9 protein-coding genes and 1 pseudogene are annotated in these 13,013 nt (G+C 44.8%); all 10 read right to left on the reverse strand.

Annotated features, from left to right (window positions below; all coding sequences use genetic code 11):
• Positions 1-2: 2 nt before the first annotated feature.
• Positions 3-416: a MaoC/PaaZ C-terminal domain-containing protein gene (locus tag QRD89_RS14905; RefSeq protein ID WP_008637658.1), complete on the reverse strand. Its 414-nt coding sequence runs from the start codon at positions 414-416 to the stop codon at positions 3-5.
• Positions 413-847, reverse strand: coding sequence for a MaoC family dehydratase N-terminal domain-containing protein (locus QRD89_RS14910; protein WP_008637657.1), 435 nt, complete (start codon positions 845-847; stop codon positions 413-415). Before QRD89_RS14910 ends, QRD89_RS14905 begins: the two co-directional genes overlap by 4 nt.
• A 13-nt stretch (positions 848-860) precedes the next feature.
• Complete coding sequence (gene fabG / locus QRD89_RS14915) at positions 861-1,625, reverse strand: 3-oxoacyl-ACP reductase FabG (RefSeq protein WP_026578156.1); 765 nt, start codon at positions 1,623-1,625, stop codon at positions 861-863.
• 15 nt (positions 1,626-1,640) lie between these two features.
• Positions 1,641-2,810 (reverse strand): acyl-CoA dehydrogenase family protein, encoded by a 1,170-nt coding sequence (locus QRD89_RS14920; RefSeq protein ID WP_008637655.1) that lies wholly within the window; start codon positions 2,808-2,810, stop codon positions 1,641-1,643.
• A gap of 176 nt (positions 2,811-2,986) precedes the next feature.
• Positions 2,987-3,091 (reverse strand): annotated as a pseudogene (locus QRD89_RS14925) (DUF421 domain-containing protein); the annotation flags it as partial.
• A gap of 109 nt (positions 3,092-3,200) precedes the next feature.
• Positions 3,201-7,481, reverse strand: a complete 4,281-nt coding sequence (locus QRD89_RS14930; RefSeq protein WP_286096886.1) for a cell wall-binding repeat-containing protein — start codon at positions 7,479-7,481, stop codon at positions 3,201-3,203.
• A 339-nt stretch (positions 7,482-7,820) separates the two neighbouring features.
• A complete protein-coding gene (locus tag QRD89_RS14935; protein WP_286095591.1) occupies positions 7,821-9,875 on the reverse strand; it encodes a S8 family serine peptidase in 2,055 nt (684 codons plus the stop codon).
• 244 nt (positions 9,876-10,119) lie between these two features.
• The gene (locus QRD89_RS14940; protein ID WP_008640215.1) at positions 10,120-10,887 is read right to left on the reverse strand and encodes a tyrosine-protein phosphatase; all 768 of its coding nucleotides are present in this window, start codon (positions 10,885-10,887) and stop codon (positions 10,120-10,122) included.
• Between the two features lie 265 nt (positions 10,888-11,152).
• Positions 11,153-12,214, reverse strand: coding sequence for an acyltransferase family protein (locus tag QRD89_RS14945; protein WP_286095592.1), 1,062 nt, complete (start codon positions 12,212-12,214; stop codon positions 11,153-11,155).
• Between the two features lie 39 nt (positions 12,215-12,253).
• Positions 12,254-13,003 carry a glycosyltransferase family 2 protein gene (locus QRD89_RS14950; protein ID WP_286095593.1) on the reverse strand — a complete coding sequence of 250 codons (750 nt, stop codon included), beginning with the start codon at positions 13,001-13,003 and terminating at the stop codon, positions 12,254-12,256.
• Positions 13,004-13,013: the final 10 nt, after the last annotated feature.

The raw sequence follows: 13,013 nt of genomic DNA on the forward strand, positions 1-13,013 counted from the left end.
CCTTAATGAATAGGCGCTTCTATTAAACGCTTACAAAATACAACATTCCCTTTGATGACATCTTCTTCTTTCTGATTCCTTGCATACACGCGGAACGTAGTCTTCTCTTCCGTATCCTCTTCCACTTCCGCATGAAGGGTGAGCACATCACCAAGGAACACCATGCCCTTGAAGCGGATGGAATAATCCTGGATGAAGCCTTGGTCATAGTAAGGAGTAAACAGCTTGGACAAATTCCCCATCGTCCACATGCCGTGAGCGATCACCCCCGGAAGTCCTGCCCTTTCCGCTTCCTTATCGATCGTGTGGATCGGATTGTAATCGCCGGATGCTCCTGCATACTTGATCAAATCCAGCCTCGTTACCGGTTTCATCGTCACCGTATCGAGGGTTTCCCCAGCTTTCCAATTCGTCATACGCGCATCTCCTTCCTGACCGCTTCCGTAATGATCGCTGTCTGCTCTTCTGAGAAAATCAAACGACCTTCCAAGTCCTCTCCATACTTTTTCACTTTCAAGAATCCCATATTGCCGCTGGAGCCGCTCCGTTCGTAATAATCTTCGATGACCGTATAACAGAGCACTTCCTCCCCAACAAACAGCGGGCGCTCATAATGATAGTGCTGCTCTCCGTGGATAAGCCCTTTAGCGGGAAGATCCAGACCCTTCACGCTTCCATAATCAAACACTCTCGGAAATGTTGGTGGGGCAATATTACGCGTGTAAGCGACATCATCCAAATAAACAGGGTGAGGGTCACCGATTGCCTCGGCGAACTTGATGACCGCTCCCCGCTCTACCGTGTTCTTCACTTTTTCGGATTTCTTTCCGACCGCATGTTTAAACATAGGTATCCTCCTTTTAGTTTCTCGGGCCACCGGCGACATAGATGACCTGCCCGCTTACGAACGAAGATTTTTCGTCAGCGAAAAACGCCACTGCGTTCGCAATATCTTCCGGATGCCCGCTCCGGCCTACCGGTATATTCTGAACGCTTAAGCGAATCATTTCTTCAAAAGAAATTCCTACCCTTTCAGCCGTCTGCTTCGTCATTTCTGTTTCGATGAATCCCGGCGCAACGGCATTTGCGGTAATGCCGAATTTTCCAAGCTCAATGGCAAGCGTTTTTGTAAACCCCTGCAGGCCGGCTTTCGCTGTGGCATAGTTTGCCTGTCCCCGGTTTCCTAATGCAGACGTGGAGGAAATGTTTATAATTCTTCCGTATTTACTTTCAACCATGTACTTTTGTGCAGCTTTGGCAGCGTTGAACGACCCTTTCAAATGAACGTTCATGACTGTATCCCAGTCCTCTGCTGTCATTTTAAACAGCATATTATCTTTGATTACACCAGCATTGTTGACAAGAATGTCGATCGATCCAAAGCGCTTATAGGCTTCCTGCATCGCATCTTCCACCTGGCTGAAATCACTGACGTCCGCGACTTTCGTGTACAGCTCAAGTCCTTCTTCTTTAAATTCTGCTTCTACTTCCTGCAGCGCTTCTTCATTAATATCGATGACAGCGATTTTTGCACCGTCCAATGCCAAGTGTTTGGCAATACCCTTGCCGATCCCGCGGCTTCCACCGGTTACAAAAGCGACACGATTCTTAAATCTGTCCGCCATGATGCTTCCCCTCCTTTATCCAATTTTCACATGCCCTTTAAGTAAATTTCGAGATATGATCAGCCTTTGAATTTCATCTGTTCCGTCGTAAATCCTCCAAAGCCTCGCTTCTCTGTACCAACGCTCAATCGGCAGTTCCTTCGTATACCCCATGCCGCCATGGATCTGTAAGACGCGGTCGATAACGTTGTTTCCCATGTTAGCCCCATACAGTTTGGCCATCGAAGCATAATGTCTGTTATCTTCCCCCTGATCCAGCGTGAACGCAGCGTTTAACACCAGCCACTTCGCCGCCTCAATCTCTACTGCGGAATCAGCAATCTGCCACTGGATCGCCTGTCTCGTTGAAATCGGCTTACCAAAGGTTTCCCGCTCATTGGCGTAGTCGATTGCCATATTGAGAAGACGTTCTGCTGCGCCGACCGCCCGTGCTCCAACGATCCAGCGGGCGAAGCCAATCCATTCCAAGCCGAGGTCGTATCCTTTATGAAGTTCACCGAGAATATTTTCTTCCGGGACACGTACATTGTCGAAAACAAGCCCCGCCGGTCCCCATTCTCCCATCGTGTGAATATATTCAGACTTCCACCCCATATCGCGGTCAGCGATAAAGCAGGTGACTCCTTCCCTGCCGTTGGACGTTTGGTGAAGCTCTTTGTCCGTGATGGCGATGACCATGACGAAATCCGCTTCGTTTCCACCAGTGATGAATGTTTTCTCCCCGTTTAACACCCAGCCGTCTCCATCTTTCACAGCCGTCATCCTTATGTTCCTCGTATCCGATCCCGCCCCCGGTTCTGTCATGGCAAAGCAGGATTTCTTCTCTCCATTGATGGTAGGGAGCAGGTATTTCTCCTTCTGCTCTTCGTTCCCATAGTAAAGAATATTGTCTGCAGAACCACCGAACTGAAACGGAACGAACGTGCGGGAAACCTCCATCATGACGATGGCGAGCATCATCTGACCGAGGTCAGCTCCTCCATATTCTTCTGGGGTATTTATGCCCCAGAACCCGGCATCCTTCGCTTTCTGCTGCAGCTCCTCTAATTTCCCGGCAGGAAGACTGGGCTTTCCTTCCCGTTCATTTCTAAGCACATCATTTTCAAGAGGTATCAATTCTTTCTCCACAAATTTTCGTATTGTTTTTCTGACCATTTCCTGTTCATCTGTCAAACGTAAATGCATAACTTTTCCCCCTCTTCATCGATACACATACCTACCGGTTAGTATGTTACTTCTATATTATTTGAAATTTTCTAAAAATACAACAACTTTTGAAGAAATATCCATATGAAACACCTAAAAAAGCCACCTGGAAAAACAGGCGGCTTTTTTAGGTGTTTCATTTTCATTCGCTGCGTAAAGAAAGTCATCTGGGATATCTCTTTCCTCCCCATCAACCTAGTAAGAAGAAGTAACGTCGTAAAGGCAAGTAACAGCCTGGGGATGAGTTCCACAGTAGACATTTCGTTCACTCTCTATCTTCTTTATCTTCTATTATCAGGAGGAGAACAAAATCCATACAACAAAAAGAGTACCTTCCCTGATTCGGGAAGGTACTCACCTACGACTACGTTATTCTGTAACTTTCTTCTGTAGAGCTTCTTTAACTGCCGGGCTGACAGCGCCGTCTCCACCCAGGACTGTTACGGATGTAACATCAGTCGTATAGACATATTTCGTCAAATAAGCATCCAATTCTTTCGGAAGCTTCTCTGGATCGACCAATAGAAGCGAACCTCCATTACCTGTTACCAGTGGTGCTGCTGCGAGAGCGTCCGGATAGTTTCGTCCGCTTGCCACATACAATTCACCAGTATTCGGTCCGAACTCTTTCAACAGCGATACAAGCGTACCGTAACGGTTCGTACCGGACAGGCGTTCCACGGAAAGAGCCTTCTTGTCGACTTGATTCACCAGGTCATCCGAGATAACACCAGTTCCACCGACAACATAGACATCTTCATCTTCCAGGATGGCCATTGCTTCTTTAGACAGCTTCTTACCATCTGTCAAGACGATCGGCATTCCTTCTGCTCCGGCAAGAGAAGCGGCACTTAACGCGTCCGCATAGTTCTTACCTGTAGCAAGGAAGACACCGTTGCCTTCGAATCCAAAGGAATTCTGCAGCTCATTTGCAATAGCAAGGTTTGTATCATAACGGGTGTCACCTGACAAACGTTCAACCTTATCAGATGCGATGCTGATCGTGTTCAATTGGCTGAACACTTCTTTAGAAACCGCACCTTCACCGCCTAACAGATACACGTTCTTCGCACCAAGGCGTTTGATTTCCTTAAGGGCTGCATCTGTTAATTTACCTTTACTGTTTACCGGTATGATCGGTGCTTCTGCTGCGGAAGCTAGTGGTCCTGCAGAAAGAGCATCCGGGAAGTTAAATCCTGTGGTTACGATGACTGTATCTGCACCGCCATCAGGATAAAGTTCCTTAGAAATTTCAATAGCTGTTCCTACCCGTTCTTTTCCGGACAGCACTTGTACAATGTCCGCATCTGTCGTAATTGGAACGAGATCGAGCACTTCATCTGTCGCTTTGTCCACCATGTAAAGCGCAGAGTATCCTTTGATGGATTTCTCCGGTGTCGTAATGGAGACAGGAACCGTTACAGATTGTCCAACGTCCACTTTCGCAGCGTCTTTCCCTGCTTTAACAGAACCTTCACCCTTCTCCTCAGAATCATAGGATAGGACTTTTTCTTCTGTCATATTCAAGGTGTAATCGACAGAAGCGGAACCTGTACCGAAGTAGTCGACAGCAATCTGGTATTGTCCATCCGGAAGTCCTTTAACAGAGAAAGCTTCACTATCCGAAGCACTCGCACTGGCTTTTACCAGTTCTCCGTCGCGGAATAGGAACAAGTCCAAATCAGCCGGGGCAGCCGGGGCAACATCCACACTTAGAGACACGTTGTTCTCGATATCAATATCGATAACTTCTCCATCCACCTGGGATGCTTCCGTATCCTGCTTCACTGTTCCCTTAATCGTGTCTTTGATCGGTCCTGTGAATCCGACCGTTTCAAATTTCACGTCTTTTGCATCCTTCATATAGTTCGTGAAAGTAACTTCTTTATCTATCTTCTCGGAAGAAGAAACTTTACCTAAATCTATACGACCCGGCTCACTGACGAAGTCCTGAGCAACGGCATCCAACGTATATTTGTTCATTTCTTTTCCTTGTTCAGGATTGGTTGCACCGTATACATGTACTTCCCAAACCCCTTGCTTAGGAGAAGAGGCGACATATTCATCCAAGTCCTTCCCGTCATAGCCGGCATAGCCGGTAGAAGGTACATTTACTTGAACTCCATCCGGATCAAAGACCATAAGACGGACTCTCGCCTGCTCTTCGCCACCCTCCGTTACGGCATCAAGTGTGAAACGAAGCTCACTCACACCGGAATCTACATCAAATGTATATCCTTTTGTTTGAGCGGCCTGCACTTCATCCGTCGCGCGGAAGCGGTGCTTGTTCTCTTTTGTGAACTCATACCCTGTAACGATCGTCTGGGCACTGCGCGCTTCTACGTATGGTGTAGAAGGATCGTCAAATGTAAGCGTTCCGGCGTTGACGCCCGTCTTCAGCTTCTCGGCATCATAATTGACCGTAATATACTTATACTCTCCTGCACCAAGAGAAACCTTTTTAACAGAAGGCGTAAACCAATCATCAGAAGCTTTCACTTCCAACTTCTTCGCTTCATCGGATGTGTTGTGGACAAGAACTTCCACTGTTTCAGGGATGTCTTTGTTACGGACATATAGGCCTGGTCCGCCGGCGACTTTCTCGCCGTGGAATACAGTGACATCGACATCCTTCACTTCACTGATGAAGTTATCGCGCATATACTCATAAGCAGCCGGCACATCAATCAAGCCGCCACCCTGTTGAGCACGATCATAACCATCCAGCTCTCTCGCCGTCTGGATCAATGCTTCACGAGCAAGCTCGTAATCAAAAGGCATACGATCTTTCTCTGCCGCTGACTTCAGAACGGCCACAGCACCTGCGACGTACGGCGCTGACATACTAGTACCCTGCAGGACATCATATGCTGTCTGGCCTTCTGCTTGATATTGGTGAACCGGCTGGGCGGCATAAGCAGAACCAGGTGCTACGATATCCGGCTTCTGATCACCGGCTTCGTTCGGTCCGACAGATGAGAAGTACCATAAGCCTTCCCCATCAAGTGGATTGCCATCTTTATCTTTTCCATATGGGAAGTTGTTATATTCTTTCGCCCACATCTCAGAGTTGATATAAGCCCCTACAGAAATAACACTGCCTACATCCCCGGGAGACCCGACCGTGTCGATCCCCGGACCTGCATTACCGGCAGATGTGACGAAAACGATGTCGAAATCATCGGAAAGCAGCGTCATCAACTCGCCGTAGCTTCCTGTACCATCGTTCAAGTCAGGGGAAGACCCGAGACTTAAGTTTGCAACATCGACGCCGAACCCACCTTCTGATTCCGGTAGAGCCGCATCAATCATGGCCGTTTGTATGCTCCATGTGTAGGCACCGCCGTCTTCTTGGAAAACACGCATACCGACAATATCTGCCCCCGGTGCGACACCTTCTCCTGCAACTGCTCCATACGCGTTAGAGCGTAGCGGTCCATCCGCTGCGGAAATACCTGCTACGTGAGAACCGTGGCCGTTCAAGTCCGTAAACAGGTTGACCGTTTTAATGCCGAAGTCTTCCTCATAACGGTTCATATCGTTTACTCGGAAGTTGGCACCGACCGTTTCGTCTGTCACATCAACATCGAACGTACCTGCTTCACCATCTTTATAAGCCGTTTCGTCCGTGAAGTCTCCGTCGATATCTGTATCGATGTACACTTCATCACCGACAAGCAGCACCCCGAAGTTGTCCATCACAGGATTGCCGTCTTCATCTACTTCTTCGCTTCCATCCCCATTCAAATCTGCAAGAGCATTGAAATGTGTTTTCCCGAAATAGGCATCTTCACCATCTGGATTTAGTTCCTCTAGATCATCCAACACATCTGACCCTTCCGGAATTTCCATGAAGACGACATCACCTTCTGAGAAATAACCGTATGGTTCATTCTCCAGATATTCGGCGTATTTGTCTTCAAGGGGATAAACACCAGTGTTTGCTGCGTGAAAATCAGAGATCGTATAATCTCGGACCTCAGTTATCTTAGAATCTCCATACTTGCGTGTATCCTCAAATTTTTCCTCCACCGTGACACCTGAGTCTTTTTCTTCATCTGTCAATTCAGGAAGATCCGTAAAAGATTCATGTCCTGGATCGGGACCGGAGTCAATGATTCCTACACGAATCCCCTCTCCGCTGAACTTATCCTGAATTTCATCGACCCCTGTCGCTGGATGCGTTTCCAATTGATCCGGAGTGACATCTGCTTTTGGATCGACTGCACTCTGTTTATCGGCATTCAGTTCCTTCGGCTCCAGTGGTGCAAGCTCCACTTTAGCATTCTCTCCGACCGTACGGACGGAATCTAGTTTGACGACATCCAATATTTTGTTTGTCGGTACATCGGCTAAATAACCATAGTTCTTATGATTTTGTTTGACTTTTACGCCAAGCTTCTCCAACTGTTTCGTAGCATCCGTTTTCCCGTTACCGATGATAACGAGTTCCTGTGTAGCTGCTTCGTTATTTGCAAGCTTCAGGACTTCTTCCTGGTTCAACAGCGTGTTGAACGTCTTCGGAGCCTTCGTTTCTGCCTGTACTGCTCCCGGACTATATGTACTGACTCCGGCAAAGGAAGAAGCTACGATCGCCGCACTGGCTAGGACGGACAGCGCTTTTTTCTTCATATTCTTCTTATTTGACACCAAAATAATAACCTCCCTGGTTTTCTTGGTAATCTGACAAACTAAATCCTTCCTCCACCTCCTTTATTTATTAAAATATTGCAAAAAATTACATTATTAATTTTACTTTACAGTTGTATTAAGGTCAAACTATTTATTAAATTCAGAATATTTACCTAATAAAAAAGGCCTAACTGTTTGTTAGGCCTTTTTAAACCGCGGAATTCACAGGCTGGGATATCCGAAATGGACAGCCTTTCCTATACCTTAAAATTCTACTACTAATTCCCTGCAAAAAAAGATAGCAAAGGAAAAATGTTAATTTTCTACTCGTTTGTAAGAAAAGTTTTATAGAAACTACTAATTTATTAGAACCCGGTCGATTTTCCATGCCAACGGTATGCTGATTGCTTCTGAACCGCCGATAATATGGTAGTCGGCGCGCTCTCCGAATAACTTCATACTGCGTTCCATAGTCGTCCACTTATTTTGGTTCGTCAAAAGGACAGGGCTGTTCGATTGGACGGCAAGCGGCGTCACCGCCATGGCATCAGGGAAGTTTCTACCTGTCGTAAAATAGAGGGTATCTGCCTGCTTATTTCCAAAGGTGCGATGCATGGCTTCATTCGTTTCATAACGTGTGGCACCCGATATCCGATAAGGGCTGAGAGCCTCCAGTTCCTTTTCCACATCGTTGGAAACCGGATTCGTTCCACCGACAATATAGGCTTTCGTAATACCCAGGTCTTCCAAGTAGGATCGGGCGCTCTCCGGGATCTTGTTTTGTTTCACATAAATAATCGGATACTGCTTCATCCCACTGTACCCAGCAGCAGAAAGAGCGTCCGGAAATTCCTGACCTGAAACAACGAATGCTTTATTGGTGTCATAAGGAATCAGCTCATTGACAGCAATCGCTGTTTCGTAACGATCGGCACCTTTGATGCGATGAACTCGGTATCCCGCTTCCTTCAAATCCTTCTCGACATCCGGATGGACAGCAGCGGTACCTCCTACCATGATCACATCGGTTGCACCGAGGCGCTTCAATTCCTTCGCAACAGATGAAGATAATCTATCTTTCTTCTCCAGTAGAACCGGGCTGTTCAAGTAGGAGGCGAGTGGTGATACAGCAAGGCTGTCCGGGAAATCTTTGGCTGTTGCGAGGATGACAAATTTACCTTCCTGTTTACGTCCATCCACCATCAAGGATTGCTGCTGAAGCTCATTCCAACCCTGTTTGGATATTTCGACAGCCGTATCGACAGCGGTGGCGCCTGAGATTCTGTGAGATTCTTTAATCTGAGCGAGCGTCTTCTCTGCATCAATCATCCCATTCCCTAATTCATACGCACCGGCTACCGGGGATGCCGACTGTTCGATGAGACGCTTCGTCTGTTGTCCGGTCAGGAAAGGAGCTTGATTCTTTACCATAGCTGCCAGACTGCTTACATGGCCGGTGGACATGCTTGTTCCTTCCATATATTCGTAATCGTCTTGCAAATATGTACTGATTAAATCCGTTCCCGGTGTAACGACATCGATATCGGCACCATAATTCGAGAACGAGGCCTTTTCTTTCTTGTTCAGGTCGTAGCTTCCAACCGCGACTACCTGATCGAATGCCGCTGGATAAAGCGTATCGTTCTTCTCATCATTTCCGGCTGCAGCGACGACAAGCACCCCATGTTCGACGGCATATTGGACAGCCTCTTCCAAAGAAGAGCGGTAGGTATATGTACCGAGGCTCAAGTTGATGATGTCTGCATCGTGATCAACTGCATACTCAATACCATCAATAAGGTCTGATACGCTCCCTTCGTTCTCTTCCATCATCTTGACAGGCATAATTCTGACATCACCTTTTGATAGAGAAGCAACTCCTGTCTTATTGTTCGTAACTGCACCTATCAACCCTGCTACATGTGTTCCGTGACCATAATGGTCTGTTGGATTCTGACCACTTTCCAAAAGGTTGGTCCCTTTAATTACCTGTCCCTTTAAATCAGGGTGAGATGCGTTCACACCTGAATCGACGACGGCGACTACAGGGTCTGCATCGGAAGCGTCTTTATAACGGTCCCAAGCCTTTATTACATTCATTCTCTGAAAGGTTACCTGTTGATCGGGGTAGAACGTATCATTCGGAGCACCCTGCGAGTACACTTTCGCATCAAGCTCCACATAATCCACATCCGGATCCTGCTCAAGGTCTTCTTTCTTCTCTTTCCAATTTCGTTTGTCCGTTTCCACTACATCCAGAGGAAATACCGGATCTGTCGACTGAGTCGTAACCCTGTCCTTGTATTTGACGATCAGCTTAACAGACGCGTCCTCTTCCGCCATGACGTGACTGCTTCCAAAACAAACCGCTGCAAGGACAATGAGAATTGCCCATAGTTTTCTAGATTTCATATCGCAACTCCTCTTCTAAAACTTTTCCTATCTCCACAAAATATGAGTTCCTTCGCTCATTCAGTTTACATAAAAATACAAGACTTTTAAATGTTTCCGAGTTTTTTTCTTACTATTATTCAAATAAAAAGCACACCACAAAATGGTGTGCTTTTTCAGACTGTCTTTGAAGTTAACGGCTTCTGGGTCGTTAGCTTCAAAGACGTCGAATGTATGTCGACTATGCTTGATACGTAAATACCCGTTAGAATAAACCCAGCCGCTTCTTCACACGGATGCGCTCCGGTGGATTGGTGAAGACCATTTCTCCGTCCAATACGACATGGGCGTTCTCCATGAATTGATACATCATGTCCGTTCCGAATTTCTTCCCTACTTTGTCATACGCCTCTTTCAGGAAGAACCCCCGTTTCTTCGAGTCATGAGCATCGGAGGCGATGACGTGTCCAAGGTTATGTTCAATGATCTGATAAGCAAACTTTTGGGAATCCCTGCCGAATTTCCCGACAAGACTCCCGGCTGATAACTGCGTGAACGCGCCGTTTTTAACAAAGTGATAGAGCAGGTCCGGCTGTTCCCGAAGTGTACGGTTCCGTTCCGGGTGGACAATCACAGGCTTATATCCCGCCATCTGCATGTCGTAGAGCATCTGCTTGGCATAATGCGGAACAGTATTCTCCGGAAACTCTACATATAAATACCCGCTTTTTTCATTTATCGGAAGAACCATTCCCTGCTCCAGCTCTTTTATAAATTCCTCGTGGAGCCGAACTTCTTGTCCAGGCAGAACAGTAAGGTCTATTCCTTCTTCATATAAACGTTCATTCAATTTCCTGCATTGTTCTATGATCTGTTGTGGTTCGTTATAATACTCAGATGTTTGGTGATGCGGTGCAGCTACAACCGTCTCGATACCCTGCTTAAGTGCTGCTCGGGCCATTTCAAGACTTTCTTCCATGTGGCTTGCTCCATCATCTATACCTGGAAGTATATGACAGTGTAAATCGATCATAACATCCACCTCTTCTATTAGTTTTCTATTTGTGCGACATAAACACAGACTGTTCACTGTTAAGAACAGAAATAAAAAAATAAAACGCCTATAGATTTACAGCGCTCTAGTTCATTATAAAGAATCTATTTTTATTATAGTTGATTAGTAACTAATGTACAACGTCAAACTAATTAAATAAGTAATAGTATTTGTTCAATAAAATTTATTTTCATACAAAAACACAACAACGATTGTTCGTTATAAAACATTTAAAATTTTAAAATTATTTGAACGTAGATTGTTCAGCCATTGGAACTGGCATAGGTATAGAGCTTGGGCCGCTGTCGGAAATCAACTTTCTTCTTAAAAATTTTGTCATTGGTTTCTCAATAAGTAAGTAAGTCATACAACAGGAGAAGGTTACTAAAATCATTAAAGAAACCATCCATGTTCCTGGACTTGTAAGTTCAAGTATTCCCCACTTCAGTAGTAAAAGTATATACAGTTGCAGAAACGGGCCGTGAGCAATATATATCGAATACGACGCATCACCGAGAAAAGAAAGTAATATAGGAATTTTTCTATCAACCTTATCTTTTTGGGAAATCCCGTACATAAGGATCATGGCTGATAGACCGAATGTTACTGTTGGTTCGAAAGGCATGAGCCCGTATATATTATCTATCCAGCCTAAAATGTATCCTCCCAGGCCAAAAAGAACCCATAACCATCCTCTCTCATCATTTACCTTACCCGAAATGAAAGCTACAAAACTCCCTCCAAGTATTTCTACTAGATATATACTGAAATAAGAACTAGGTAGAAAAGGAAGTAGTCGAACTTCAACCAAAAGAATTAAAACTACTATACTTGAAATTACAAGTCGCATAAGGTTTGGTGTAATAAGATAAAAGAAAAATAAAATATAGAAAAGGAATATATAGGTCAGGGACCAAGCAGAATCGAGCACGGGATCTCCAGGGATTAACAATAATGTTTTTATAATTGTCTGAAAGTCATATTGCATATCGAGGATTAATTGAGTAGCAACTATTACAGCTGTAGTAAATAACCAATATAATGGGATCAGGCGTAGAATGCGCTTTAATAGAAACTGTTTTGCTTTTCTGCTATTACCTATATGTCTATGATATAAATAGTAGATCATAAAACCCGTAACAATAAAGAAGAAATCGACACCCCCGGTTTTTTCCCAACTCCCAATATTGAACCAATCATATCTGTAAACTTTCATAAATGTTATGTTCGTGTGACCTACTAAAACAAATAGAATAGCAATAGCCCGGGCTACTTGAACAATTTCAAGACGAGATGTTTTCGACATTTCACATCCATCCCTTCCAGATAGAATTATCCATTTAGGTTAGGAATGCTTGCGCCAAGCGTTATATCCGTAATGAAGAAAACACCAACAGGAAGATGGGATGGAGATCTCCAGGACTTTTCTATACGTATTCCAGGTTTTACGAGCAGATATCCATTTATTACTGGATAGAGATTTATGGCGCTTACGATAAAAACTCAAAACTTCATTCAGGCCATAAGCCACTTCTCCTTTTGAAAGTATATTAAGCCACATTCCATAATCCTCTGAACAATTGCTTTGTAACGGCATCTGAACCGCCCCTAATTTTTGCTTATCTAACATCACCGTTAAGGTTCCAATCGATGTGTTTTTCAAAAGTGAGGCGTACGTGACTTGTTCAGATACATTCATTACTTTGTCGGTTGTTTGTCCATTTTCTTTCATAATTCGGTATGATGTGAACGTGAAAGAAGCATCCATCTTTTTCATAAAAGCTATCTGCCTCTCTAGTTTATTTGGATGCCATATGTCATCACTATCGAGGAAAGCAATATATCGGCTGTTGGATGCCATAATACCTTTATTTCTAGCATAAGCCGGACCTTGATTTTTACTTGATTGTATTAGAATAATTCTGCTGTCTAAATACAATTGATCTTTAACGAGATCAATTGTATTATCTATTGATCCATCATCCACTATTATCATTTCCCAATTGATATATGTTTGCGCCCGTACCGAGCGAATAGTATCAAGAATGTAAGCATCTGCATTATAAGTAGGTGTAATAATACATACCTTATCCATGTTGTCTCTC

Source organism: Halobacillus sp. ACCC02827 (genome assembly GCF_030291935.1).
Lineage (GTDB): Bacteria > Bacillota > Bacilli > Bacillales > Halobacillaceae > Halobacillus.